Below are 26,296 nucleotides of genomic sequence, written 5' to 3'. Positions count from 1 at the left end.
AACCGCACGGTCTTACGGCCTGCGCCGTTCGCCGCGCTTCTTGTCCCACCAGTCCAGCCGCTTCTTCAGTTCGCGCTCGAACCCGCGTTCGACGGGTTCGTAATAGGTCTGCGGCGCCATGCCCTCCGGCCAGTAATCATCGCCCGAGAACCCGTCCGGCGCATCGTGGTCGTATGCGTAGTCCTTGCCGTAGCCGATGTCCTTCATCAGCTTGGTCGGGGCATTCAGGATGTTGGCGGGGGGGCTGAGCGATCCGGTTTCGCGCGCGCTTTTCCATGCGGCCTTGTACGCGGTGTAGCCCGCGTTCGATTTGGGCGCGGTCGCCAGATAGACGCAGGCCTGCGCGATCGCCAGTTCGCCTTCGGGAGATCCCAGGAAATCGTATGCGTCCTTGGCGGCCAGGCACTGCACCAGCGCTTGCGGATCGGCCAGGCCGATGTCCTCGCTCGCCATGCGCACCAGCCGGCGCAGAAGATACAGCGGCTCCTCGCCCGCCGTCATCATCCGCGCCAGATAATACAGGGCCGCTTGCGGGTCGGACCCGCGCACCGCTTTGTGCAGCGCGCTGATGAGGTTGTAATGCCCGTCACGGTCCTTGTCGTACACTGCAACCCGGCGCTGCAGGAACCGGCCCAGCGCCGCCGGGTCCAGCGGTTCGGGGATCTGCGCCGCATACAGCGTTTCCGCCTGGTTTAGCAGAAAGCGGCCATCGCCGTCAGCGGAGGCGACCAGCGCAGCGCGCGCGTCGGGCGTCAGGGGCAGGGGGCCTTCCAGCGCCTCGCCCTTGTCCAGCAGCGCGTTGAGGGCGGCAGCGTCCAGCCTTTCGAGGATCAGCACTTGCGCGCGGCTGAGCAGCGCGGCGTTCAGCGCGAAGCTGGGGTTTTCCGTGGTCGCGCCCACCAGCGTCACCGTGCCGCGCTCAACGAAAGGCAGGAAGCTGTCCTGCTGGGCGCGGTTGAAGCGGTGGATCTCGTCCACGAACAGCAGCGTGCGCTTGCCGGCCTTGGCGGCAAGGTCGGCTTCCGCAAAGGCCTTCTTGAGGTCGGCGACGCCGGAGAACACCGCGGATACGGCGGCAAAGCGCATGTCCACCGCCGCGGCCAGCAGGCGCGCGATGCTGGTCTTGCCGGTGCCGGGCGGACCCCACAGGATCATCGAGGACAGCCGCCCGGCGGCCACCATGCGCCCGATCGCGCCTTCCGGACCGGTCAGATGCTCCTGCCCCACCACGTCTGAAAGTGTGTGCGGGCGCAGCCGGTCGGCGAGCGGGGCATCCTCGCGCACGTCGTCCGGCGCGGACGGGGGCGGCAGGTCATCGGCAAAAAGGTCGGCCATGACGCCTATCTAGGCGCTTCGCCCGGCAATTGCATCGGCTGGCGTGCGGCACTACGGCAGGGGCGAAGGAGCGTGCGCGATGACGACGGGGTGGCGATACCGAACGTTGAGCTGGCTGGCGGTGGCATGGAATGCGCTGCTGTGCCTCGACACGTTCCTGATCGGATCGCGCGATCGCACCTTCCTGGCCGCCACCACGCCGGACACGATCGACTGGCTGGATTCGATGCCGATATGGATCATGCCTCCGTGGGCGTTGGGCGCGTGCGCGGGTCTCGTCGGCGCGCTGCTGCTGCTGGACCGCTCACCCCATGCGGTGACGGCCTTCGCGCTGTCGCTGGCCGGATGGACGCTGACGCTGGCGTGGCTGGCGGCAACGGGGCTTCCGGCTGGATTAGCGACGCCGGGGGTGGTGGCGATCCTGGCGCCGGTCTGGCCGGTGGCAGCGGGGTTGTGGTGGTTTGCGCGGGGGAGGCGTGGGGAGGGCGCGCTGCGCTAGAATCGCGCGGATCATCTTTGAAATCGTGAATCGTGGAGGGTGAAAGCGGAACGTCCCCATTCGCCCCAGTTGCAGACATTCCCAATCAGCCTGCTTTGGAAGCGTGCGGGTTCATTAGGATCAGCGAAAAAACAACGGCGCAGAAAACTACCGCTACAATCAGGCTAAACACCATCTGCTGACGAACGGCGCGTTGATGAACATTAACGACCTTATATGATGCAACAAGTGCCACCAGCACAACGATCGCATCGGGCAAGGCGAAAAGCATAAGTTCTCCGCGCGAGGCGGGACGGTCCACCAGCGGAGTGAAAAACAGCAAAACGTTTACCAATAGGGCAACGAAGAACCCAACGCGGGGCCATCGTTCATTGGGATAGTCCCTCCCAAGCTTAAAGATAAATGCGAGGCACCCAACGGCGCATGCAATGCGGTACGTCGTAGCAAACGGTATGCCGAGATCATTATCGAGCGCTATGCCGATCATGACGGCTCCGATCACCCCGCCAAGCGCTATGCCCACACGCTTAAAGTAAGTTCGCAACGCCCAGCCCTTCATTGCCACTGCCGATGCATAGAGCAGTTGCCGACTTTGAGGAACGACCGCTTCCCACCAAAGTCGGACACTACGCCCCGCCGCAACCTAGCCCCTCAGCCCCGCGCTTTTTGCCGCACCAGCCGCACGTACGTGTCGGCCACCGCGTGGTTGATGCGGTCCCAGCTGAATTCGGCGGCGCGGGCCATGCCGGCTTCGCCGTGGGCGCGGCGCAAGTCCGGCTCGCCGATGTAGCGGCGCAGGGCTTCGGCGAAGTGGTGGACGGCGCCGGGCGGGACGAGGCGGCCCGAAACTGTGTCGTCCACCAGGCTCTGGCTGCCGGTGGCGGCGGCGGCGACGACGGGCAGGCCGCAGGCCATCGCCTCCAGCGTGACGTTGCCGAAGGTTTCGGTGACAGACGGGTTGAACAGCACGTCCATCGAGGCGACCGCGCGGCCAAGGTCGGCACCGCCCTGAAAGCCTACGAAGGACGCGCCGGGCAGGCGTTCCTCGAACCATTCGCGCGCCGGGCCTTCGCCGATCACCAGCACCTTGTGCGCCACGCCGCGCCGGCGCAGTTCGTCCAGCGTGTCGGAAAAGACGTCCAGCCCCTTTTCCATGACGAGCCGGCCCAGAAAGCCCACGGCAACGTCGCCGTCGGCGATGCCGTGGCTGCGCCGCCAGTCCAGATCGCGGCGACCGGGGTTGAACACGTCATGGTCCACCCCGCGCGACCAGATCGACACGTCGTAGTTCATGCGCTGCTGGCGCAGCAGTTGCGCCATGCTTTCGGACGGGGCGACCAGCGCATCGCAGCGGCGGTAGAAGCGGCGCAGCATCGCCTCGATCAGCGGCTCGCCCCAGGCCATGTTGTAGTAGCGCAGGTATGTCTCGAACCGGGTGTGGACGGAAGCCAGCACCGGCAGATTGCGCCGCCGCGCCCAGGATACGGCGCGGTGGCCCACCGGATCGGGCGAGGAGACGTGCACCACATTGGGGGCAAACGCGGCGAGATCGCGGCCCGCCTTGCCGATGAAGGACAGCGGGATGCGGTATTCCGGACGGTTGGGAAAAGCCACCGAATGCACGCTGACCAGATCGCCGGTCGGCTCGAACGCGGGATTTTTCACGGTTGGCGCATAGACTCGCACTTGCGCGCCCTGGCGCAGCAGGTAGCCCACAAGACGGTTCAGCGCCTGGTTCGCGCCGTCGCGCACGTAATTGTAGTTGCCCGAAAACAGGGCGATGCGCAGGTCGGCGATATCCATGATGGGCTGCCCTTAGCCGCCTCGGAGGCGCTTGGCGAGTGGGCTTGGTGGGCGCGCGTGGAACCCCGGTAATGCGCTTTGCCGCGCAAAATGCGGGCCGGCGATGATCCGCCGGCCCGCAAGCGATTATGCATTGGTATCGTTGGCCGCGTGGGTCAGGACATAGACCTTAGCGGCGCCAATCCCGGTGATAGCGTCCTTCACCGCGCCAGTGGCGATCGCCGCGCCAGCCCGGTCCGCGACCCCAACCGCCATCGCGCCAGCCGGGACGGCCCCAACGCTCACGATAGTAGGGTGCGTAGTAGCGGTCGTAATACCGGTCCTGATAATAGCGGCCGGGATACCCGTCGTAGTAATAATAATAGCCGGGGCGATCCACCACGGTCACGTACCGGCGCGATTCCCAGCGATCGCGGTCGTAATAATAGCGGTCGCTGCGGTCCGCCAAGGCCGCGCCGACAGCCAAGCCAAGTACGCCTGCGCCGACTGGGATCGCCGCACCATCACCGCCCCGGTGATAGGAGTGCCCGTACCAGCGCTGCGCCTGTGCGGGAGAAGCCGCGGCCAGTACCGAAGCCGTCAACGCAGCTCCAAGGGCCAGTTTCTTTCCAAACGAATTCAATATCTTCATGTCACTATACTCCCTTGTCCGGCCAACCGGGTAACGGCGGTTGCGGTGGGCGCGTTACTGAAAGAGGTAGGATTTTCGGACTGAACGACGAGTGAATTTTGAAGCCTGCATACCCGGCTTGCGACAAGCCGTTGCGCAGTGTCGCCGGATTGCGAACGACGCCCGGCCAGGAGGAGCGGCCGGGCGTCTCGCGCGCCGGGTCAGGGGATCAAACCCGGGCCTCGCGCAGGGCGGCGTCAGTAGCCCCAGCCATAGCCGCCCCGGTTGTAGTCATAGTCGCGGCCATAGGCTTCGCCGCGATAGGCGTCGTAGCGACGGTCGTAAGCGTCGCGCTCATGGCGGCGGTCGTATCCGTCCCGGTAATAGCCCTCGCGATACGTGACCACCCGGTCGCGGTCGTAATACCGGCCCCGGTCGTTGGCGGATGCGGCGATTGCGCCGACCGCCAGCCCCAGGATGCCCGCGCCGATGGCCACGGCGGCAGTGTTGTCGTGGCCGCGATGCCAGTCGCGCGCCATGGCCGGCGTGGAGGCTACGGTCCCGGTAAGGGCCGTGGCGGCAAGACCGGCGGCGATCGCGCTTTTCTTGATCAGGTTCATGGCAACATGGCTCCTTGCACATCTGTGTCCGGGTTGAAGCGGCGATGGCCGTCTTCAACGTGTTGAGCCTTTTCTACGGCAGCCAGCCTGAACCGGGTCAGTGCAGGTTTGGCAGACTCCGTTCATGTTTGCATGAAGTTATATGAATGTTGCTGGGAGCCGCGCTGGCAACATTTCGTAACCATCACGCCCAAGATGCGACACGCGCGGCCCCCACTCTAGTTTTCAATAGATTGCCCGATTGGAGAAACCCATGTTTATTTCCGCCGCCGTTCTTGCCCTTGCCACGTTGTCCACCCCCGCCGCACCGGGCACTGCCGCTTATGCCGGTGAGTCCGTGACGGCATCCAAGGGCCACGCCACGCCCGCACGCGCCGCTGCCCGCGCCTCCGCACCCGTGGCCTGTCATCCCGATCCCATGAAGGGCCGCGCTTGCCGCCACCTGATCGTTCAGGCCGAGCAGGCTGACGATCAGGCCGTTGCGGTGGCCGAGGCTGACCTCAAGGCCGCGCCGCGCGCGCAGTAACCCTTCCGATCGCGGCACCTGATCCCGGCGCAGCCGTGCGTCGGCATCGGTTTCCGCATTTCTCGCGGCGCGATTTGCCTGATCGCGCCGTTTGCCTATAGAACAAGGAACAAGCTCATCTCGATGACCGCAACGTCCCGCTATAGACTTCCGACAGACGTCATGAACACGCCCCCCACCATATTGCTCGTCGAAGACGACGGCGCCCTTCGCACGCTGACCGCGCGTGCCCTGCGGCAAAGCGGCTTCAACGTGCTCACCGCCGCCACCGGCGCGGAAATGTGGGTGACGCTGCGCGAGGCGACGGTGAACCTGGTGGTGCTCGACATCATGCTACCCGGCACCAGCGGCTTCGACCTGTTCCGCAAATTGCGCCGCGAAAGCGACGTGCCGATCATCTTCGTCAGCGCCCGCAGCAGTGAGGAAGACCGCGTGCTTGGCCTCGAACTGGGGGCCGACGATTACCTCGCCAAGCCGTTCAGCACCCGCGAACTGGCCGCGCGCGTCAGCGCCGTGCTGCGCCGGGGCGGCGGGCTCGATTCGTCGAGCGAGCCGATGGCGGAAACCCGCGCGCCTGACGCAGTGCATTTCGAAGGCTGGCAGGTGTCGATGGCCCGGCGCGAACTGCGCTCGCCCAGCGGCGCCATTGTCGATCTGACCGGCGCGGAATTCGATCTGCTGTCCACGTTCCTGGGCTATCCGCAGCGCGTGCTGGGCCGGGAACGGCTGATGGAGCTGTCACGCTCGCGCATCGGGGACAGTTCGGACCGTTCGATCGACGTGCTGGTCAGTCGCCTGCGCCGCAAGCTGCAGGCCGAAGGCAGCGAATCCCCGATCGTCACGGTTCGCGGCGTCGGCTACATGTTCAAGGCGGAAGTGACCCGCGCTTGATGGCAGGCAGGCTCGTCGCCCTGTTTCGGCGGATGGGCCTGCCCGAGCGGCTGCTGGCGGTGCTGCTGCTGGTGGTGCTGGTCGAATTTGCCGCCAATTCCTTCGTGTTCGAGCGGGTCAATTCGTTCGAACTCAACCGCGATGATGCCGAGCGCATCGCCGAGAACCTCGTCCTCGCGCGCCGCACCATCGAACGCGTGCCATCTGCCGAGAGGGACGACATAGCCAATGCGCTGAGCACGGACCGCTTCACGCTTGACTGGATGCCGCCCGGCGATCGGCGGCGCGGTACGCTGGGGCTGTCCAACTTGCGCGCACAAGTGGTGGAAGCCGCCCCGGAACTGGCCCTTGCCGACGTGGAACTGCACCTTGAGGAACTGCCCGGCAAAGGCAACATCGGCGGTTCGTTCCGTCTGGCGGACCGCAGTCTGGTACGGTTCCATACCCATGCCAACGCCGCCTGGAAGCTGACCGCCGGGCGCATCGCCAGCCTGGTGCTGCCGACATTGCTGCTGGTCGCGCTGGCCTGGGTGTTGGTGCGCACCACTTTGCGCCCCTTGCGCGCCCTGATCGGCGCCACGCGCCACCTGGGCTCCGGCCCGCCGCGTCTGGTGCCCGAACGCGGGCCTGACGAACTGCGCGAACTGATCCGTGCGCTGAACGCCATGCAGGAGCGTATCCACCAGTCGCTGGTGGACCGCACGCAAACGATGCTGGCGATCGGCCATGATCTCAAGACCCCGCTGTCGCGCATGCGCTTGCGGCTGGACGATGAAAGCGTCGATCCCGAGGTGCGCGAGGGGCTGAACCACGACATCGACGAGATGCGCAACCTGCTCGATTCGATCCAGGCCTATGTCGATAGCGATGGCCGCTCGATCCCCGCCGAGCGGATCGACATCGCGGTGATGGCCGAAACGCTGGTGGACACCGCCGCCGATCACGGGGCGAGCGCCACCTATTCCGGCGTCTCCAGCCTGGAACTGGTGGTGCGCCCGGTGCCGATCCGCCGCGCGCTGTCGAACCTTATCGAGAACGCAATCCATTACGGCGGCAGCGCCCACGTCACCGTGCGCAAGGACGGCGGCGCGGCGGAGATCGTGGTGGAGGACAACGGGCCTGGCATACCGGACGACCGGATCACGGACGCGCTGCAACCGTTCGTGCGGCTCGATACGGCGCGCGCGCGCGATACCGCGGGGATGGGGCTGGGGCTCCCGATCGTGCGCAAGGCGGTGCGCATGGAGAACGGCACCCTGGACTTGCGCAACCGGCCCGAAGGCGGCCTGCGCGCCACGATCCGCCTGCCGCTACTGCCCGGCTGAGCGTGTAGGCGCGGGGTCGGCGTGCCGCATCGCAGCAAACTTTCGTAACACCGGCGCACGATGGCTGACAAGCGCGCCACTTACCTTCTCCTGTGAGCCCAAGGCCTACTTGGTCGATGGGCACTGCAACAGAAAAGGTGATCAACGTGAACGAACTCATCGGCCGCGTCTTCAACTTCGAAAAGACGCTTTTCCCCGCCAGCAGCGAACTGTTCAACAAGCTCACCACGCACGGCCAGTCGCCCAAGGCGCTGATGATCTCCTGCGCGGATTCCCGCATCGTGCCCGAGCAGATCATGCAGGCAGACCCGGGCGACCTGTTCGTATGCCGCAACGCCGGCAACATCGTGCCTCCCTACGCTACGCTGAACGGCGGTGTCACCTCGACGGTGGAATACGCCGTGGCGGCGCTGGGCGTGCGCGACATCATCGTGTGCGGCCACTCGGACTGCGGCGCGATGAAGGCGCTGTCCGATCCCACCGGCCTTGAAGCCATGCCCAACGTGGCCGCGTGGCTCAAGCACGGCCTTGCCGCCGAGCAGATCGTCAGTAGCTGCCATGCGCATCTCGACGGCAAGGAGCGCGTGCGCGCCATCAGCCTGGAAAACATCATCGCCCAGATCAGCCACTTGCGCACGCATCCGTCGGTTGCCGCCGGCATCGCGCGCGGCGAAATCACGCTGCACGGCTGGTTCGTCGATATTCACGCAGGGCAGGTGCTCGGCCTGAACGGCGAAACCGGCGAATTCGTGGTGCTGCGTGAAGACCGCGATCTGCCCGTGGCCTTGGCTCCGCGCGCCCGCTTCGCCACAGAATACGCCGAAGCGGCCGAATGACCGCTTCCACCGCAATGGGCGAAGAGCGCCGGGGGATCTTCGCTCACTTCGGCCGGGATTTAACGGCGTCGATCGTCGTCTTCCTGGTCGCCATGCCGCTGTGCATGGGGATCGCCATCGCGTCCGGTGTGCCGCCCGAAAAGGGGCTGGTTACCGGCATCATCGGTGGTCTGGTGGTGGGATTGCTTGCCGGCTCGCCGCTGCAGGTCAGCGGGCCGGCGGCGGGCCTTGCTGTCATCGTTTTCGAATTCGTGCGTGAGAACGGGCTCCAGGCGCTGGGGCCCGTTCTGCTGTTGGCTGGCCTGCTCCAGCTGTTGGCCGGCGCCTTGAAGCTGGGCGGCCTGTTCCGTGCGATCAGCCCGGCGGTGGTGCACGGCATGCTGGCCGGGATCGGCGCGCTGATCGTCATCGGCCAGTTCCATATCCTGTTCGACGCCAAGCCCATGTCCAGCGGCCTGCAGAACCTGGCGGCGATGCCGGGCCGTGTCTTCGGGCTCGATTTCTCCAATGCCGCCGCCACTGAAATGGCGCTGCTGATCGGCGTTCTGACGATCGTGGTCATGCTCGGCTGGGAAAAGCTGCGGCCCCGCTCGCTGACGCTGGTGCCCGGCGCGCTGCTGGGTGTTCTGGCCGCGACAGCCGCCGCCTGGGGGCTGGGGCTCGATGTCGCGCGCATTCAGGTGCCGACCTCCATCGCCGCAGCGTTCGCCATGCCCACCAGCCTTGCCTGGTTCGCGCCGCTGGCGAACCCCGCGCTGCTGGTGGCGGCGCTGGCCATCGCCTTCATCGCCAGCGCGGAGACGTTGCTGTCCGCCGCTGCCGTTGATCGCATGCACAACGGCGTGCGCACCAAATACGACAAGGAACTGCGCGCGCAAGGCATCGGCAACCTGCTGTGCGGCCTGTTCGGCGCCTTGCCGATGACCGGCGTGATCGTGCGCTCGTCCGCCAACGTGCAGGCGGGGGCGCAGACCCGTCTTTCCACGATCCTGCACGGCGCCTGGATACTGGGCTTCGTGGCGCTGCTGCCGTGGCTGCTGCGCGAAGTGCCGATGGCGGCGCTGGGCGGCATTCTGGTCGTCACCGGCTGGCGGCTCGTCAGCCTCAAGCACGTGACGCACCTGTTCAAGGCGCACGGGCCGTTGCCCGCCGCGATCTGGGCGGTGACGTTCGTGCTGGTGGTGACCACCGATCTTCTGACCGGGGTGCTGGTCGGCCTGGCACTGTCGGTGGTGGAACTGCTGCCGCACGCGCGCCACTTGCGCCTGAAGGTGCACGAGCATGACGAGGGCGATGCCACCCGCGTGGCGCTGACCGGCGCGGCCACATTCGTGGGGCTTACCCGGCTTAACGCGGTGCTGGAAAAGCAGCCTGCCAACCGGCCTGTCCACCTCGATCTGGATCGCGTCAAGGCGATGGATCATACTACCGCCGAAACGCTGTCCGAATGGATCAGCCGGCGTCGGCTGGGCGGTGAAAGCGACCGGGTTACCGGACCGGCGGCGATCCTGCGGCCTTTGCCTCTGCCCGCCTGAGCTACGCGGGCCGGGCCGGCTGCAGGTCAAGGGTTAGCGCACCGGGCGGAACGCCATACGTGTTCCTCCCGGTGCGGCCTTGCCATGTGGCAAGGCGGTGATGCGCATCACCGCCAGTCGGTCAGCTATCTCGGCTGTGTTGCAATGCAACAACACCTCGGCGCCGAGTGCGCCAGCAATGTTTCGTAACTGATCCGCAAGTAAAGAGACAAGCGGGAAACGTAATCGTAGCATGTCGGCGCGAAACGGACCTGCCATGCAGCAATGGTTCGGCACGCTGGCCGCAGGATGGGCGTAAAACACAACAACATAAGGGTGTTTACGAACCATGAAGTCCCGTCTTTTCGCCGGTCTGGCCGGCTCTGCTGCTGCTTTTGCCGCTGCCTTTCTTGCCAGCCCCGCAGCGGCGCAGGAAGCTGCTCCCAAGGAATTCACGGTCGCCGGAAACGTCGCGCTCGTCACCGATTACCGGTTCCGCGGCGTCTCGCAGACCGACAAGGAACTGGCCGTGCAGGGCGGTGTTTCCGTCACCCATTCCAGCGGCGTGTACGTCGGCACCTGGGCCTCGAACCTTTCAGGCTGGGGCACCTTCGGCGGCTCGAACACCGAACTCGATCTGTACGGCGGTATCGCCAAGGAAATCGCCAGCGGCGTCAAGCTGGATGTCGGCCTGACCTGGTACATGTATCCCGGCGGTGCATCCAACACCGACTTCGCCGAACCCTACGTCAAGCTGTCGGGCTCGCTGGGTCCGGCAAACCTGCTGGCCGGCGTCGCCTATGCGCCCAAGCAGCAGGCCCTGGGCCGTTGGTATTTCAATGCGGATTCCTACGCCACCGGCATTCCTGACCGGTTCAACGCCAAGTCGGACAACCTGTACATCTGGGGCGATGCCAACACCGCCATTCCCGGCACACCGCTGACCATCAAGGGCCACCTGGGCTATTCGGACGGCAATTCCGGCCTTGGCCCCAACGGCACCAGCGTGGCGCCCACCGGCAGCTATCTTGACTGGATGCTGGGTGCGGATGCGGCGCTGGGACCTGTGACGGTCGGCGTGGCATACATCGATACCGACATCTCCAACGCGGAATCGGCGTATCTGAAGCCCAACTTCTCCTCCACCAAGAACGGCTCGTCCATCGCCGGTTCCACGGTGGTATTCTCGCTCTCCGCAGCGTTCTGACGGTTGGCAGTGCCGGCGATGCCGATGCATGGTCGGCACTGCAATTTGTACTGAGTATAGTATAGATCGACTATATTTTATTTCTGGATTGTAAATATTTTCCAATATTGTGTGTAATTCGCGGAAGTATTGCAACAATAGGCTTCGTGCGAACGTAACTGCCGGTGAAGGGCGCTAATGCCTGACACAGGAAGGACCGCATGATCACCAAGACCCGTATTCTGACGGCTGTGGCGCTTGCCGCTGTCACCGTTTCCACACCCGCTTTCGCGCAGGACATGGCGCCGCAGGCGGAAGGCCGTGACAGCCATTTCGATGGCCTTTACATTCAGGGCTTCGGCGGCCTGTCCGCCCAGAACGCCGACAAGCGCGAGCGTTTGAAGTTCGATACCGACGGCGACGGTTCCTACAACAACTCGGTCAACACCCTCACCGGCGCCAACGCGTTTTCGCCGGGCTTCTGCACCGGCCGTGCCCGCGGCGCGACGCCGGCTACCGGTTGCCGCAGCGACCGTGACGGCGCGGAATACGGCGCGCGCATTGGCGTTGACCGGCGCATGGGCAACTTCGTGGTCGGCGCCCTGATTGAAGGGTCGAAGAGCGAAGCCAAGGACGCCGTGTCCGGCTATAGCACGACGCCGGCCAGCTACGCCCTTCAGCGCGAGATGGACTGGGCCGCTTCGGCGCGCCTGCGCGCGGGCTACACGCCGGGCGGCGGCGCGCTGTTCTATGTCACGGGTGGCGGCAGCTACGCGCGGCTTGATCACACGTTCACCACCACCAACACCGCCAATGCGTTCGAAGAGCGGCGCGACAAGCGCGGTGTGTGGGGCTGGCAGGCCGGCGGCGGCACCGAAATCATGGTGACCGACCACATGAGCCTGGGTCTGGAATATCTGTACAACCGCTATTCCGACAACAAGTACAACGTGCTGGTCACCCGTGGCAGCGCTGCGGCGACCAACCCGTTCATCCTGACGTCCGGGTCAACCGCGATCAAGAATTCGGACAAGAACTTCGACTATCACTCGCTGCGCGCGACGGTAGGTTTCCGGTTCTGATCCGAGCCCGATAGCTCGCTTAACGAAAAAGGGCGCGACGGATAACCGTCGCGCCCTTTTCTACATGTCTTTGCGCGGCTGCGCGGAAATGGATCAGGCCATTTCTTTCTTGCGGCCCTGCTTCTTGCGCTCGTTCGGGTCGAGGAACGCCTTGCGCAGGCGGATGGACAGCGGAGTGACTTCGACCATCTCGTCCTCGTCGATGTAGGCGATCGCCTGCTCCAGCGTCATCACGCGCGGCGGGGTGAGGCGGATGGCGTCGTCCTTGCCGGTCGAACGGAAGTTCGTTAGCTGCTTGGACTTCATCGGGTTCACTTCAAGATCGTCGGGCTTGGCGTTCTCGCCGATGATCATGCCCTCGTAGATCTTTTCCTGCGGCTTGATGAACAGCACGCCGCGCTCTTCCAGCGAGTTGAGCGCGTAGCCCACCGCTTCGCCGGTGCCGTTCGAAATCAGCACGCCGTTCTGGCGGCCTTCGATGGCGCCGCGATACGGGCCATACTTTTCGAACAGGCGGTTCATGATGCCGGTGCCGCGCGTGTCCGACAGGAATTCGCCGTGGTAGCCGATCAGGCCGCGCGACGGAGCCGAGAAGGTGATGCGCGTCTTGCCACCGCCGCTGGGGCGCATGTCGGTCATCTCGCCCTTGCGCATCGCCATCTTCTCGACGACGGTGCCCGAATATTCCTCGTCCACGTCGATCACGACGGTTTCGTAAGGCTCGGTGCGCTTGCCGTTTTCGTCGGTGCCGAACAGCACGCGGGGGCGGCTGATGCCCAGCTCGAAGCCTTCGCGGCGCATCGTTTCGATGACAACGCCCAACTGAAGCTCACCGCGACCGGCCACTTCGAAGCTGTCCTTGTCGGCGCTTTCGGTGACGCGGATAGCGACATTGGATTCCGCTTCACGCGCCAGGCGATCGCGGATCATGCGGCTGGTGACCTTGGAGCCTTCACGGCCCGCCATCGGCGAATCGTTCACCGCAAAGCGCATCGACAGCGTCGGCGGATCGATCGGCTGGGCGTGGAGCGGCTCGGTTACGGTGGGGTCGGCGATGGTGTTCGACACGGTCGCGGTGGTGAGACCGGCGATCGAGATGATGTCGCCGGCCTTGGCCTGATCCACCGGAACGCGGTCAAGCCCGTGGAACGCCAGCAGCTTGGAGGCGCGGCCCACTTCGACGACGTTGCCGTCATTGTCGAGCGCGCGGATCTGATCGTTGACCTTGACGGTGCCGGACTGGACCTTGCCGGTGAGGATGCGGCCCAGGAAGTTGTCACGATCCAGCAGGGTGACCAGGAACTTGAACGGCCCGTCAACGTCGGCGGCCGGGGCGGGCACGTGCTCGATGATCTTTTCGAACAGCGGGGTCAGCGTGCCTTCGCGCGCATCGGGATCTTCGCTGGCGTAGCCGTTGCGGCCCGAGGCGTACAGCGTGGGGAAATCGAGCTGTTCGTCGTTGGCGTCAAGGCTGACGAACAAGTCGAACACTTCGTCCAGCACTTCGGCATGACGGCCATCGGGACGGTCGATCTTGTTGACCACGACGATGGGCTTGAGGCCCAGGCCCAGCGCCTTGCCGGTGACGAACTTGGTCTGCGGCATCGCGCCTTCGGAGCTGTCGACCAGCAGGACCACGCCGTCCACCATCGACAGGATGCGCTCAACCTCGGCGCCGAAGTCGGCGTGGCCGGGGGTATCGACGATGTTGATGCGATAGCCGTTCCACTCGATCGAGGTGGGCTTGGCGAGAATCGTGATGCCGCGCTCTTTTTCCAGATCGTTGGAATCCATCGCCCGCTCTTCCACGCGCTGGTTGTCGCGGAAGGTCCCGGACTGGCGGAAAAGCTGATCGACGAGCGTGGTCTTGCCATGATCGACGTGCGCGATGATCGCGATATTGCGCAGGGGAAGCGGGGCGGACATTGGGTCTTCTTTCGACAGGAGGTTTCAGCCGTGCAGATGCGTGCTGCACTGCAAAATTTGCGCGCCCATAACCGATCGGGGCAATTTCGGCAAGCGTAGTGCGACGGATCGGTCTGTGGCGGTGCCGCCACAATGGTGCAGGTTGTTGGCACTATTCATGTAAGAGTATTGCTCTAGCGCTGGTAACGCCATAGCATATCGAAACTAAAACGCACAGATCGATGCGCACCGCGACGGGGCAGTCGCGCGAATTGGGCAGGGGATTTTCATGCAGGATGTTTTGGCGGGCATCGGCGCGCGGGAATCGCGCATCTTCTTTTTTCGGCGCGGAGCGGGGCGGGCAGGCCTGGTCTCGCTGGCGGCGGCGGGCGCGGTTCTGAGCTGGGCGCCCGGCGCGCTGGCGCAGGACGGGACAACGGATACGGCGGACGGCGATGCCAACGCGATCATCGTTACCGCCACCAAGCGCGAGCAGACGCTGCAGGATGTGCCCGTTGCCGTTTCGGTAACCACCGGCGCCACGATCGAACGCGCGCAGATCCGTGATATCAAGGACCTGCAATCGCTGGTGCCCAGCTTGCGGGTGAACCAGCTGCAATCCAGCGCGAATACCAATTTCTATATCCGCGGGTTCGGCAACGGCGCTAACAACGCCGGGATCGAGCCTTCGGTGGGCCTGTTCATCGATGGGGTGTACCGGTCACGGTCGGCCTCGATGATCGGCGATTTTCCCGATGTGGAACGGATCGAGGTGCTGCGCGGGCCGCAGTCCACGCTGTTCGGCAAGAACGCGTCGGCCGGCGTGATTTCCATCGTGACGCGCAAGCCGCAGTTCGATTTCGGCGGCAACGTGGAGGCCAGCTACGGCAATTACGATGCGCGCGTCATCAAGGGCGTCGTCACCGGCCCGCTCAGCGACACTGTGGCCTTCAGCCTGGCCGGCGGGATCAACAAGCGGGACGGCATCGTGCGCGATCTGGCGACCGGCGAGCGCACCAACGCGCGCAACCGCTGGTTCGGGCGTGGTCAACTGCTGCTGGACAATCACCAGGGCCTACAAGTGCGGTTGATCGGCGATTACAGCAAGATCGACGAGAACTGCTGCGCGGTGGTCAACTTGCGGCAGGCCGCACCCACCGCCGCCATCTTCGCGCTGGGCGGGGCGGTGAACCAGCCCGGTCAGAAGTACGACAACGTGGTCTACAACAATTTCGAATCGTCCAACCGGATCGAGAACTGGGGCGTTTCCGGGCAGGTGGACTACGATCTTGGCGGCGCTGCGCTGACCTCGATCACCGCCTACCGGCGCACCAATGCGCTGACCAACCAGGATTCGGATTTTTCCAGCGCCGACCTGCTGGGCCGCAACTGGCAGGACTTGCGGATTAGGACCTTCACCCAGGAACTGCGCGCCAATTTCTCCATCGGGGAGCGGATCACCGGCCTGATCGGCGGCTTCTATTTCAACGAGAAGATCGACCAGAACAACCAGGTGCTGTGGGGCAACCAGGCGCGCCCTTATGCCAACCTGCTGGTGCAGGGTCTGTCCGGCGGGGCGCTCAGCGTGCCGGCGCTGGAAACCGCGTTCGGCGCATCGGAAGGCAATCCGGCCAAGTACGCCGGCCAGTTCTTCCGTGCGGGCACCGGTTTGACCGAGGCGTACGCGGTGAAGGACGAGGCGTGGTCTGTGTTCGGCCAGCTCGATTTCAAGGTGGCGCCCGGCCTGACGGTGACCGGCGGGCTGAATTATACGCATGATACCAAGCGGTATGCCACCAATACCACGTCCAACGACGCGTTCGCGGCCATCGATTTCGACAGCCCGCGGTATGCCGGATTTCGCCAGCAGCTGCTGCTGGGCGGGGCGCTGCGTTCCGTGGGCGTGAACCCGACCAACACCGCACAAGTGCTGGCCTTTGCCACCAGCCCGGCCACCGCGCCGATCTATCGCCAGCTGGTTGCCTTCGCTGCGGGCAATGCCAACAACCCGGCCGCCAACCCGCTGAACGGCTTGCGCAAGCTGCAGTATTTCCCCCCGTTCATGAACGTGCCCAATGCGGTGGAATCCAACCGCCTGAGCGACGGGGATGTCAGTTACACCGCGCGGATTGCGTGGGACGTGACGCCCACGGTCAACATGTATGCGGCCTGGGCGACCGGCTACAAGGCGGCGTCCATCAACCTGTCGCGCGACAGCCGGCCAACGCCTGCCGATCTGGTGGCCTTGCGCGCGCAGGGGCTAGCGGTGAACAACCTGACGGCGGGCAGCCGCTATGCCGATCCCGAAGATGCCACCGTGTATGAACTGGGCCTCAAGGGTAACTGGGGGATCGTGTCAGCCAACGTCGCGGTGTTCAAGCAGACCATCCGGAACTTCCAGTCCAATATATTCACCGGATCCGGCTTTTTCCTGGCGAACGCGGGCAAGCAGTCCGCCTTCGGGATCGAGTTCGAAGGATCGGCAAAGCCCGTGGAGCCGCTGACGCTGACGATGTCGTGGACGTATCTCAAGCCCCGGTTCGACCGGTTCCAGCTTTCCGCGTTCGGTGATCTTTCGGGCACCACGCCGGCGGGCGTCTCACCGCTGTCGGTCACCTTCGGGGCGGAGCTGGTGCAACCTGTGGGCACCCGCGGAGACCGGGTGATCCTGCACGGCGACTATCATTACGAAGCGCAGTTCCAGCTGGTGGAAGGGCTGCCGGGCCTTGTGGTGACGGACACGCAGGGCCGGGTGGTTGACGTGTCTGCCGCGCTGGCGGCGGCGCGCGAATTCAAGCAGGACATCAACGACGTCAACGCATCCTTGACGTATGCTATGGCGAACGGCCTGGAGCTGAGCGTGTGGGGCCGCAACCTGCTGAACGATCGCACGATCCTGCAGATATTCGACAGCCCCGCGCAGCCCGGCTCGATCTCGGGCTATCCCAACCAGCCCCGCACCTACGGCGTGGCTGCACGGATGCGATTCTGACGGCTGGGCAAGCACTGTGCAGAAGTGCGCCCACGTTTGCATTAGCCTGAAACTTGGCTATCCCCTTCGCGTTAACGTTTGGCGCGAGGGTTTCTTTCGGCCCTCGCCCAACGCTGAACAGGGGAACAAGCAATGGTGCCTTACGGCGGTTTTTGGTGGCGATCACTCGCCTACATTATCGATTCAATCATTTTAAACATTGTGGCGTCGATTGTCGGGGGCATATTTGGTCTTGGTTTCGTGCCGGGGACAGGGGCAGCCACTGCGGGAATGGTCGGCGGTATTTCGATCAGCCTGATCCTCAGCTGGCTGTACTTCGCGCTGATGGAAAGTTCGTCGACGCAGGCCACAGTCGGCAAGCTGGCAGTGGGCCTGATCGTGACCGACGAGCAGGGCCAGCGCATCAGCTTCGGCAAGGCGACGGGTCGTTATTTCGGCAAGATCCTGTCGAGTCTGATAATCGGCATCGGCTTCATCATGGTTGCCTTTACCGAGCGCAAGCAGGGCCTGCACGACATCCTAGCCAAGACGCTGGTCTACAAGACCCGCGATCCGCGCGCGGTGTGGGATAACCGGGACGTGTTCGCCTAACTGGCCTTGCGCGTTCTACAGTTCGCGCAACGCCCTGGCCGGCTTGGCCCGCAGCAGCGGGAGCGAGCCGGCCAGGGCAAAGCCGAGAATAAGCAGCAGGCCGATGCCCAGCACCGCCAGCACGCGCGGCCAGTCCGGCAGCCAGGCAAATTCGAACAATTTCACCACCACGGCCCAGGCCATCGTGCTTCCGGCAACTAGCGCGACGAGCGCCAGCACAGCGGCGATCAGGCCGTATTCCGCCAGTTGCAGCATCAGCAATTGCCCCTGGCTGCCGCCCAACACCCGCAGGATCACGGTGTCGTAGGTGCGGCTGGCCCGCGCCGCCGCAATCGCGCCTAGCAGCACCGCAAGCCCTGCCAGTACCGCCACAGACGCTGCCGCCAGGATCGCGGCGGACAACTGATCGAGCAGCCCGCGCGCATCGCGCAGGAGGCTGCCGGTTTCGATCACCGAGGTGGACGGGAAGGCGCGCACCAGCCGGGGCAGCAGGCCGGTGGTGGGCGTGCCCTTGGGCACCTCGATGGTGGCGGCAAGGTTGTGCGGCGCGTCTTCCAGCGTGTTGGGTGAGAACACCAGCACGTAGTTGAACCCCAGCGTATCCCAGTCGATCCGGCGCAGTGCCGCGACCCGCGCGGTGCGCTCCACGCCCAGCACGCTGACGGTGATATAGTCGCCCACGTTCAGGCCGATCGCCTGCGCCAGTTTTTCATCGAGCGAAACCAGCGGCTCGCCGCGATAGAGCGGCGGCCACCAGGCACCGGCGGTCACCGTGCTGCCTTCGGGCACGCTCGCCGCATAGGTCAGGCCGCGCTCGCCGCGCAAGGCCCAGGCGCCGTCCGGCAAGTCCTTGCCAAGGCTGGACACTTTGGTCATGCGACCTTGCGGGCCGTAGGCGATGATCCGCCCGCGCAAGTTGGGCACCAGCCGCAGCACCGCGCCGGGCACCGTCTGCGCCACCGCGTCGCGAAAGGCAGGGGCCTTGGCGGGTGGCACGTCCAGCACGAAGAAGTCGGGCGCGCGGGCCGGCACGGTCTTGCGGATGTTGGCATCCAGACTGGTCTGCACCGCCGCGATCAGCACGAAGGCGGACAGGCCAAAGCCCAGCGCGGTCACCAGCGCGCCGGTCTGCGCGCCCGGGCGGTGCAGGTTGGCAAGCCCTGCACGCAGCATCGGCCCGCGCGGGCGGGGCAGGCGGGCCGCGCCCTTGCGGATGCCCAGCCCGATCAGCGCCAGCAGTCCCAGCATCCCCGCACTGCCGGCCAGAAAGCCCAGCGTCACCAGCGGCTGCGCGGCATTGACCAGCGCCAGCGTGACGATGGCGGCAAGGCCCAGCCCCACCGGAACGGCGAGCGCCTTGCGATCTGCAACGAGGGGCGAAACGCCGGCCCGCATCAGCGCCATCGCCGGCCAGCCGCGTGCGCGCACCAGCGGCGGGGCGGCGAACACCAGCGCCACCAGCAGGCCATAGGCGGCTGCGGTGGCGAGCGCTGCCGGTGATACCGTGAAGCCGCTTTCCACCGGCAGCAGGTTTTGCAGCGCGCTGGCCAGCAATGGCGTCACCAGCACGCCCGCCATGAGCCCGGCAAGGCTGCCCACCAGTGCGGCTGCGCCCACCTGCAGAACATAGATCCGCGCGATGTCCCCGCTCGTCGCGCCCAGCACCTTGAGCGTCGCGATCGCGTTGCGCCGCGCCTGAAGGTAGGACGAGACACCGCCGCCGATACCGATCCCGGCGATCACCAGCGCGGCCAGGCCCACCAGCACCAGAAATTCGCCCATGCGGCTGACGAACCGCTCGGTCGTGGGGGAGGCGGCGTTGCGGGTGCGCGCCTCGAACGCGCCATCGCCAAAGCGCACTTTCATCGCGTCCACCACGGGTTCGGGATCGCGCGCGCCATCAGCGAAGCGCACGCGGGTGACCGAGCGGAACATCGCGCCTGGCGACGTCAGCCCGGCGCGGGCCGGCAGGTCAACCGGCACGATAGCGGTATCGCCCAGTGCAAAGCCCTCGCTCATCTGTTCGGGATCGGACGCCAGGATACCGCCCACGCGCAGCGGCACGCCGCCGACCACGATCGTCGCGCCGGGGTTTACGCCAAGCCGCGCCGCTGTGCCTTTGGCAATCCAGACGGTGCCGGGCGGCGGTGCGCCAACGTGGCGGCCATCGGTCAGGTCCAGCCGTCCGTACAGCGGCCAGGCGCCGTCCACCGCTTTGAGCGCAACAGGGGCCGTGGCGTCGCCGTGGGTGGCGATCGCCTGCATGCGATAGCCGGTGGAGACTTGGCCCAGCCGGGCCAGCGCCGCGCGTTCGTCTTTCGACACGTCGCGCTGCCACACGCGCAGTTCGATGTCGCCGCCCAGGATCTGCCGGCCGCGCGCGCCCAGCTCGTGCTTGATCGAGCCGGTCAGGGTGCCGATCGCGGCAATCGCCCCCACGCCCAGAAACAGGCACACCAGCAGCAACCGCAAACCCTTGAAGCGGGCGGACAAATCCCGCCGGGCCAGCATCCACGCGGTGCGCCACGGCAGGGCGCGGCCTTGGCGGTCACCCACGCGTGTCGCTCACGATCCGGCCATCGGCCAGCGTCACCACCCGTTCGCACCTTTGCGCCAGGGCTGCATCGTGCGTGATGATCAGCAGCGTCGCCCCGGCCTCCGCCCGGCGGGCGAACAGCAGGTCGACGATGGCCGCGCCCGTGGCGGCATCGAGGTTGCCGGTCGGCTCGTCGGCAAAGACTAGCGCCGGGCGCGGGGCCAGCGCGCGGGCGATCGCCACGCGCTGCTGCTCGCCGCCGGAAAGCTGCGCGGGGTAGTGCGACAGGCGATGGCCAAGGCCTACGGCGGCCAGTTCCGCCTCGGCCCGTTCGCGCGCGTCCGGCATCCCCGCCAGTTCCAGCGGGGTGGCCACGTTTTCCAGCGCGGTCATCGTAGGCAGCAGGTGAAAAGCCTGCAGCACCACCCCGATGCGCCCGCGCCGCGCCCGGGCCAGCGCATCCTCGCTCATTCCGGCAAAATCCTCTCCCGCCACCTGCAGCGTGCCGGCGCTGGCCCGCTCCAGCCCGCACAGGACCGCCATCAGCGACGATTTGCCCGAGCCCGAAGGCCCCAGCAGCGCCAGCGTCTGGCCGCGCGGCACGGCAAGGTCGATCCCTTTGAGGATCTCCACCGCGCTGGCACCCGCCCCCAGCGTCAGCCGCAGGTCGTGTGCAAGAATGGTGGGGGCGGGGCAGTGGGCAGGGCTTGTCACGCTTCCCATATGGGATAGCACAGCGCCGTCCCACAAGGTGGCGGCTACAGGAGAATGTCGTGCGCAGCCCATTCATCGCGCTTCTTGCCGTCTCCACGCTGGGTCTGGCGGCTTGTGACAAGACGCCCGCACCCCCGGCGCCGGCCAGCCAGAGCGCGACGGACGCCGCGCCGCCGATGCCGGTCATGGGGCCGGAGCGGTCGATCCTGGCCTTCGGGGATTCGCTGCTGGCGGGCTATGGTTTGCAGGACGGTGAAAGCTATCCCGACCGGCTGGAGCAGGCACTGCGCGCGCGCGGCATCAACGCGAAAATCGCCAACGCGGGCGTTTCGGGTGACACGACGGCGGCGGGGTTGCAAAGGCTGGACTTCACGCTGAAAAGCCAGACGACAAAGCCGCAGCTTGCCATCATCAGCCTTGGCGGCAACGACATGCTGCGCGCGCTCCCGCCGGCGCAAACCCGCGCCAATCTGGAAAAGATCCTCCAGCGCCTGCAGGCGGACGGCATTCGCGTGGTGCTGCTGGGCATGCTCGCCGCGCCGAACCTGGGCAAGGATTATGCCGCCACCTTCAATCCGATCTACCCCCAGCTTGCACAGAAATACCACGCGGTGCTGGTGCCGTTCTTTCTCCAGCCGGTGATCGACAAGCCCGACCTGATCCAGGGCGACCACGTGCACCCCACCGCCATCGGCATCGACGCCATCGTCGCCGCCACGGTGGACGACGTGGCCGATGCGCTGCCGAAGGCGGGGAAGTAGGCGCGCGTTCAATGTTCCGTAGCTTCAGGGTCGGAGTCTAACTCGCAAACCGGCGCTACGCCGCATTTTTGAGGAGCGCTTTTGGCTACCACGCTTGCGTCAACCATCGAACCGGGAAATCTTCCTATCACGGGCGACAGATTGAAGCAAGATTGCCCGCTGCCGCTCGATTATTCGCGTGAATGTTGCTTCCTCGCCCAAGCCTCGGGCCAAGACAATCGCGCCCTGTATTGTGCAAATCGTGTCTTCAGCAAGGTGAGCGGCCAGTACGGGCGGAATTTTACCGGCTTCCAGGCATTTAGCCAATGCAGAGATCCAGCGCGCGAAGTATGCCGCCACCCTGTCTTTGAAGGCCTCGCCAGCGGTGTTGAGGCCGAGAGAGCCGACCAGGCACACTCTTCTTCCTGACCTGAAATATGCAGCCACTTCCTGCATCATCGACGTGACAGCGGACGTCGGATCAACCGTGTGTTCCAGAGGCGAAAAGATCATCTCGGAAAACCAGCGGTCTATGTCCTCGAGGACGGCGTCCATCATCTCAGCTTTCCCGCCAGGAAAGAAGTTGTAGAGGCTCCCCTTGCCAAGGCCTGTCGTCTTCGACAGCGTGGCCAGGCTCGCACCTTCAAAGCCATGCTCGCGGAACGCCTCCGCCAAAGCTGGCACGGCACTGTCGCGATCGGTCAGGACGCGCTTGGTGTTCAAAGGCCGAGATCGCTCAGCGAAGGATGGTCATCGGGACGGCGCCCAAGAGACCAATGAAACTTGCGCTGCGTTTCCGCGATCGGCATTTCGTTGATGCTGGCGTGCCGGTTCGACATCAATCCGTCAGCAGCGAAGAGCCAGTTCTCATTTCCGTAGGCGCGGTACCACTGACCGCTGTCATCACGATACTCGTAGGCATAACGCACAGCGATACGATTTCCGGTGAAGGCCCATAGCTCCTTGATCAGACGGTATTCGTGTTCCTTGTTCCACTTACGCTCCAGAAACTCCTTCGCCTGTTCGCGGTTGGTCGCGAACTCCACCCGATTACGCCAGCGTGTATCGAGAGTGTAGGCAAGCTCGACTTTGGCCGCATCGCGCGTGTTCCAGCCATCTTCGGCCAAGCGAACCTTCTCTACCGCAGTCTCGTGGGTAAAAGGGGGCAGTGGAGGACGAGACATAACCATTTCTTTCATGATGTGAATGCGGGCCACGCCGGTGCGTATACTTACCGCGTTTGCTAACGTGTACTGATCGGTACAACTGCAATTTTTCGATGTCAAGCGCGATGGATCGAACCAGCCAGCGTGGCGTATGCGCAAGTTATGCAAGGGAAAGCATCGCGCATACAGAGCCCAAGTGCCTGTGCGGACAGCACGTATATCGAAAGTCGGCTTATTGGGTGTGCGTCAGATCGCTCAGGGCGAAAAGCGGCTTTCTGTGGTTCAAGGAAAGCATAGTCATGTTTCCTAGCTCGTCTGGCCTAAACCCGCCGCACCGTGCCCGCGCTGACCTCCCACACTGCCGCCTCCTTCAGGATCGCCTCGAACGGGGCCGCTTCGGTGCCGGTCAGCCACACTTGCGCGGTGCCGGCGCGCAGGCGGGCGAACAGGGCTTCGCGGCGCACCGGGTCGAGGTGCGCGGCTACTTCGTCCAGCAGCAGCAGGCGCGGGCGGGCCTCGCCTCCGTTCGCCTCGGCCTGTTCGAGCAGGTGCGAGTGGGCGAGCGTGATGGCGATGAGCATCGCCTTTTGTTCGCCGGTTGAGCATTCGGCGGCGGGCTGGGTCTTGCCCGCCATCGTCACCGCCAGCTCGTCGCGGTGGGGGCCGGTCAGCGTGCGCTGGGCGGCGCGTTCGCGCGCGCGGCCTTCGTGCAGGGCGATGGCCAGCGCGCCGGCCTCCACCGGGCCGCCGGGTACATACGCCAGCGAGGGGCGGGCGAAGGGGGCGTCGGGCAGGGTGGCCAGCGTCGCCTCCAGCCGGTCGACCAGTCGCGCGCGCGCGCTGGCGACCAGCGCCCCGGCCTCGGCGATCTGCACTTCGATGGCATCCAGCCAGCGCGCGTCGGGCATGCGCTCGCCCGCCAGCAGCCGGTTGCGTTCGCGTACCGCGCCCTCCAGCCGCGCGGCGTTGGCGGCGTGGGCAGGGTGCAGCGCCATCACCAGCCGGTCCATAAAGCGGCGGCGCGCACCGGGCGTTTCCACGAACAGGCGGTCCATCGCCGGGGTCAGCCAGCCGATCGACAGCCACTCCGCCAGCCCCAGCGCAGAGCCTTGCGCGCCGTTCACCTGAACCAGCCGCCGACCGGGCCGCGCGGAAGCAACACCCGTGCCCAGCCGCACCGGCTCGCCGCCCCTGCCTTCACCGACGCCGGGCATAGTCAGCGCGGCGCTGATGCCGAAGCTGCCGTCGCCGCCTTGCGCGGGCATGTCGGGCAATTGCGCGCGGCGCAGGCCCCGGCCGGGGGCGAGCAGGCTGATGGCTTCGAGCACGTTGGTCTTGCCCGCGCCGTTTTCGCCCACCAGCAGGTTGAACCGCGCGGTGCCCTCCACCACGGTGTCGGCATGGTTGCGGAAGCGGGACAGGAGGATGCGGTCGAGCATCGGCGCGGCCTAGCCGCTTAACGCGCCCGCCTCAATCACGCACGGAGCCTGCCTTGGCGAAGGGGGAGAAGTTCACGTTCTCGTCGAACACCTCCACCCCCTCGCGCCGCTTTAGCCAGCCGACGACGGCATACGTGACCGGCGTCAGCACCACTTCCCACAGCACCTTGAAGAACCAGTTGGTGACCATCACCGTCAGCACCTGCGTGGTGGTCCAGGTGCCCAGGAACGCGATGGGGTAGAACAGCGCGCTGTCCACCGCCTGGCCGAACACGGTGGAGCCGATGGTGCGGGTCCACAAGTGCTTACCGCCGGTCAGCAGTTTCAGCTTGGACAGCACAAACGAGTTGACGAACTCCCCCGCCCAGAACGCCACGACCGATGCCAGCACGATCCGCCAGGTGGAGCCGAACACGCTTTCGTAGGCGGCCTGCCCGCTCCACCCCGGCGCGGGCGGCATGGCGACGACGACGAAGCTCATGAACGCCATGAACACCAGCGCGAAGAACCCCGCCCACACGCAGCGCCGGGCGTTGGCATAGCCATAGACCTCGGTCAGCACATCGCCGATCACGTAGCTGACCGGGAAGAACAGGATCCCTGCGCCGAATTCCACGCCGCCTACCTGGGCCAGCTTGGACGCGCCGATGAGGTTGGACAGCAGCAGGATCGCCACGAACGCGGCCATCACATAGTCGAAATACGCAAAGTGCCGCCGCGCGCCTGCCGCGCCATCGATGCGGGAGAGGGCAGGGGCGGCTTTCGGCGGCATGGTCATGGTCCGCAGGCGTAACGCGCCTTCGCCTCTGCGCAAAGCACAACTTGGGGGTGCGAGACCGTTTGCACCGCGCGTGCGCCGCGCTATGGGGAGCCTTGCGCGCGCCCGTAGCTCAGCTGGATAGAGCACGAGCCTTCTAAGCTTGGGGTCACAGGTTCGAACCCTGTCGGGCGCGCCAGTTTTTGTTGAGCCCTCAGGCGCCGGGCGCGGGCATTCGCCCGCTTGGCTTTCCTCGCATAAGCTCGGGCGGCCGTTTGGCCTTGCGAACACCTTTTCGGGGTTCGAGGCCTACGCTTCGCTGGCGTCGTCGTTCTGCGCTTCGGCTTGCAGGCGGCGTTGCTTGATCGCTTCGATCTTGGCGTTGATGCGATCGACGATTTCCTCGGATGAGGGGCCGCGCGCATTGTGGTCCGCCACGATCCGCTCGTACAGCGCGGAGCCGGGCTGCGGATCGCGCCCCGGCGCGGCGACGGGGGCAAAGCGCGCGGCGCGGCGGTGGCGGAGCAGGAACATTAGCAGCGCGCTGTCATGGCGCATGTAGGTGGCGACGACGCGGCCCTGGCTCACCACCGGACGCTCCTCGCCCCGGATCGCGCGTTCCAGCGCGCAATCCTCCAGCCGCATCATACCCCGGTCGATCGCCGCATCCCACGCGCCCGCAAAGCCCTGCGCGCCCTGGCGATGGCGCAGCTTGTACAGCGCCTCCACGCTGACCCCCATGACGCGCGCCGCCTGCGTCACGATCCCGCTGGCGGCAAGCGCGGCGACGAATGCGCGCTGCCGGTCCGGTGTGATCGAATTGCGGCGCGGCGCGACATGTTCGTACGGCGTGAAGCCCAGCAGCGGATCGTCCGCGTCCACCTCCGCGTCGAAGAACGCCACCCGCGAAGTGCGCCGCGAAGGCCGCGCCGAGCGCGACGCCGCCCGCCCCGCAGGCCCGGGCGTGTTCTCGGGTGCAGGCGCATCGCAATACCCAAACCGCAACCCGAAGCGCGGCAGCGCCGGGCCGTCGCCCTCGGGCGGGTGGGAAGCAGGCGGAAGGTCAGGTTCGCCCGGCTGGCGGGCGGGTCCGAAATGGGGGTCCGAATGCGACATAAGGCTGGAAACTCCATGGGTTGTTGGAGTGAGTGCCCCTCATGGCGGACTTATGTATCCGAGGTATGGGTATGTAGGAAAATGCTTTCTGTTTGTCTGATGGAGGCTAGACT

Annotated in this window: 25 protein-coding genes and 1 tRNA gene; 12 read left to right on the top strand and 14 right to left on the bottom strand. The window is 65.6% G+C overall.

Features of this window, described 5'->3' with window-relative positions:
• Positions 1–12: 12 nt before the first annotated feature.
• Complete coding sequence (locus ASE49_RS08715; RefSeq protein WP_056770574.1) at positions 13–1,335, bottom strand: replication-associated recombination protein A; 1,323 nt, start codon at positions 1,333–1,335, stop codon at positions 13–15.
• A 79-nt stretch (positions 1,336–1,414) separates the two neighbouring features.
• Between ASE49_RS08715 and ASE49_RS08710 the strand changes: the two genes are divergently transcribed.
• On the top strand, positions 1,415–1,834 hold the full coding sequence (locus tag ASE49_RS08710) for a hypothetical protein (RefSeq protein ID WP_156370214.1): 420 nt from the start codon (positions 1,415–1,417) through the stop codon (positions 1,832–1,834).
• 85 nt (positions 1,835–1,919) lie between these two features.
• On the opposite strand, the gene ASE49_RS08705 is transcribed toward ASE49_RS08710, so the two are convergent.
• The 4 genes from ASE49_RS08705 to ASE49_RS08690 form a co-directional block, all read right to left on the bottom strand.
• Entirely contained in the window at positions 1,920–2,393 is a 474-nt protein-coding gene (locus ASE49_RS08705; RefSeq protein WP_056770567.1) for a hypothetical protein, read from the bottom strand.
• Positions 2,394–2,485: 92 nt separating this feature from the next.
• The gene (locus tag ASE49_RS08700; protein WP_056770563.1) at positions 2,486–3,637 is read right to left on the bottom strand and encodes a glycosyltransferase family 4 protein; all 1,152 of its coding nucleotides are present in this window, start codon (positions 3,635–3,637) and stop codon (positions 2,486–2,488) included.
• 169 nt (positions 3,638–3,806) lie between these two features.
• Positions 3,807–4,268 carry a hypothetical protein gene (locus ASE49_RS08695; protein ID WP_056770558.1) on the bottom strand — a complete coding sequence of 154 codons (462 nt, stop codon included), beginning with the start codon at positions 4,266–4,268 and terminating at the stop codon, positions 3,807–3,809.
• A gap of 236 nt (positions 4,269–4,504) precedes the next feature.
• Positions 4,505–4,867: a hypothetical protein gene (locus ASE49_RS08690; protein ID WP_056770556.1), complete on the bottom strand. Its 363-nt coding sequence runs from the start codon at positions 4,865–4,867 to the stop codon at positions 4,505–4,507.
• 253 nt (positions 4,868–5,120) lie between these two features.
• Here ASE49_RS08690 and ASE49_RS08685 point away from each other — a divergent pair, with 253 nt between their 5' ends.
• The 5 genes from ASE49_RS08685 to ASE49_RS08665 all read left to right on the top strand — a co-directional run bounded on the left by ASE49_RS08685 (position 5,121) and on the right by ASE49_RS08665 (position 9,980).
• Positions 5,121–5,393: a hypothetical protein gene (locus tag ASE49_RS08685; protein WP_056770551.1), complete on the top strand. Its 273-nt coding sequence runs from the start codon at positions 5,121–5,123 to the stop codon at positions 5,391–5,393.
• A 162-nt stretch (positions 5,394–5,555) separates the two neighbouring features.
• On the top strand, positions 5,556–6,284 hold the full coding sequence (locus tag ASE49_RS08680) for a response regulator transcription factor (protein WP_056770550.1): 729 nt from the start codon (positions 5,556–5,558) through the stop codon (positions 6,282–6,284).
• Complete coding sequence (locus ASE49_RS08675) at positions 6,284–7,609, top strand: ATP-binding protein (protein ID WP_056770547.1); 1,326 nt, start codon at positions 6,284–6,286, stop codon at positions 7,607–7,609. Before ASE49_RS08680 ends, ASE49_RS08675 begins: the two co-directional genes overlap by 1 nt.
• Before the next feature lie 146 nt (positions 7,610–7,755).
• On the top strand, positions 7,756–8,445 hold the full coding sequence (locus ASE49_RS08670) for a carbonic anhydrase (RefSeq protein ID WP_056771020.1): 690 nt from the start codon (positions 7,756–7,758) through the stop codon (positions 8,443–8,445).
• Complete coding sequence (locus ASE49_RS08665; RefSeq protein ID WP_056770545.1) at positions 8,442–9,980, top strand: SulP family inorganic anion transporter; 1,539 nt, start codon at positions 8,442–8,444, stop codon at positions 9,978–9,980. Before ASE49_RS08670 ends, ASE49_RS08665 begins: the two co-directional genes overlap by 4 nt.
• Before the next feature lie 33 nt (positions 9,981–10,013).
• Here the strand turns inward: ASE49_RS08665 and ASE49_RS18195 are convergent, their stop codons facing one another.
• On the bottom strand, positions 10,014–10,310 hold the full coding sequence (locus ASE49_RS18195; protein ID WP_156370212.1) for a hypothetical protein: 297 nt from the start codon (positions 10,308–10,310) through the stop codon (positions 10,014–10,016).
• On the opposite strand from ASE49_RS18195, the gene ASE49_RS08660 reads away from it, so the two are divergent.
• On the top strand, positions 10,309–11,166 hold the full coding sequence (locus ASE49_RS08660; protein WP_056770542.1) for a TorF family putative porin: 858 nt from the start codon (positions 10,309–10,311) through the stop codon (positions 11,164–11,166). The two genes, ASE49_RS18195 and ASE49_RS08660, sit on opposite strands and share 2 nt — an antisense overlap.
• A 200-nt stretch (positions 11,167–11,366) precedes the next feature.
• Positions 11,367–12,227: an outer membrane protein gene (locus tag ASE49_RS08655; protein WP_056770539.1), complete on the top strand. Its 861-nt coding sequence runs from the start codon at positions 11,367–11,369 to the stop codon at positions 12,225–12,227.
• Positions 12,228–12,320: 93 nt separating this feature from the next.
• On the opposite strand, the gene typA is transcribed toward ASE49_RS08655, so the two are convergent.
• Positions 12,321–14,153 carry a translational GTPase TypA gene (typA, locus tag ASE49_RS08650; RefSeq protein WP_056770536.1) on the bottom strand — a complete coding sequence of 611 codons (1,833 nt, stop codon included), beginning with the start codon at positions 14,151–14,153 and terminating at the stop codon, positions 12,321–12,323.
• Positions 14,154–14,421: 268 nt separating this feature from the next.
• On the opposite strand from typA, the gene ASE49_RS08645 reads away from it, so the two are divergent.
• Positions 14,422–17,124, top strand: a complete 2,703-nt coding sequence (locus tag ASE49_RS08645) for a TonB-dependent receptor (protein WP_056770533.1) — start codon at positions 14,422–14,424, stop codon at positions 17,122–17,124.
• A 132-nt stretch (positions 17,125–17,256) separates the two neighbouring features.
• Entirely contained in the window at positions 17,257–17,715 is a 459-nt protein-coding gene (locus ASE49_RS08640; protein WP_056770528.1) for an RDD family protein, read from the top strand.
• Positions 17,716–17,730: 15 nt separating this feature from the next.
• Here the strand turns inward: ASE49_RS08640 and ASE49_RS08635 are convergent, their stop codons facing one another.
• A complete protein-coding gene (locus ASE49_RS08635) occupies positions 17,731–20,226 on the bottom strand; it encodes an ABC transporter permease (protein WP_056771018.1) in 2,496 nt (831 codons plus the stop codon).
• A gap of 37 nt (positions 20,227–20,263) precedes the next feature.
• Positions 20,264–20,974, bottom strand: a complete 711-nt coding sequence (locus ASE49_RS08630) for an ABC transporter ATP-binding protein (protein ID WP_056770524.1) — start codon at positions 20,972–20,974, stop codon at positions 20,264–20,266.
• 50 nt (positions 20,975–21,024) lie between these two features.
• Here ASE49_RS08630 and ASE49_RS08625 point away from each other — a divergent pair, with 50 nt between their 5' ends.
• Positions 21,025–21,726: an arylesterase gene (locus ASE49_RS08625; protein ID WP_056770521.1), complete on the top strand. Its 702-nt coding sequence runs from the start codon at positions 21,025–21,027 to the stop codon at positions 21,724–21,726.
• Between the two features lie 99 nt (positions 21,727–21,825).
• Here ASE49_RS08625 and ASE49_RS08620 read toward each other — a convergent pair whose 3' ends face one another.
• The 4 genes from ASE49_RS08620 to ASE49_RS08605 form a co-directional block, all read right to left on the bottom strand.
• Positions 21,826–22,428, bottom strand: a complete 603-nt coding sequence (locus ASE49_RS08620; RefSeq protein ID WP_056770518.1) for a TetR/AcrR family transcriptional regulator — start codon at positions 22,426–22,428, stop codon at positions 21,826–21,828.
• Positions 22,425–22,889, bottom strand: coding sequence for a nuclear transport factor 2 family protein (locus ASE49_RS08615; RefSeq protein WP_056771016.1), 465 nt, complete (start codon positions 22,887–22,889; stop codon positions 22,425–22,427). The genes ASE49_RS08620 and ASE49_RS08615 overlap by 4 nt, the downstream gene beginning before the upstream one ends.
• Positions 22,890–23,191: 302 nt before the next feature.
• Complete coding sequence (gene recF, locus ASE49_RS08610) at positions 23,192–24,310, bottom strand: DNA replication/repair protein RecF (RefSeq protein ID WP_056770516.1); 1,119 nt, start codon at positions 24,308–24,310, stop codon at positions 23,192–23,194.
• A 31-nt stretch (positions 24,311–24,341) separates the two neighbouring features.
• Positions 24,342–25,082, bottom strand: a complete 741-nt coding sequence (locus ASE49_RS08605) for a queuosine precursor transporter (RefSeq protein ID WP_162234238.1) — start codon at positions 25,080–25,082, stop codon at positions 24,342–24,344.
• A gap of 107 nt (positions 25,083–25,189) precedes the next feature.
• Here ASE49_RS08605 and ASE49_RS08600 point away from each other — a divergent pair.
• Positions 25,190–25,266, top strand: a tRNA-Arg gene (locus ASE49_RS08600).
• A gap of 110 nt (positions 25,267–25,376) precedes the next feature.
• On the opposite strand, the gene ASE49_RS08595 is transcribed toward ASE49_RS08600, so the two are convergent.
• Positions 25,377–26,183 (bottom strand): helix-turn-helix domain-containing protein, encoded by an 807-nt coding sequence (locus tag ASE49_RS08595; protein ID WP_235522894.1) that lies wholly within the window; start codon positions 26,181–26,183, stop codon positions 25,377–25,379.
• Positions 26,184–26,296: the final 113 nt, after the last annotated feature.

It is taken from the genome of Novosphingobium sp. Leaf2, assembly GCF_001421325.1.
In the GTDB taxonomy this organism is placed as follows: Bacteria; Pseudomonadota; Alphaproteobacteria; order Sphingomonadales; family Sphingomonadaceae; genus Novosphingobium.
Note: the sequence above shows the minus strand (reverse complement) of the source record. Positions and strands in the feature narration are given on the sequence as shown.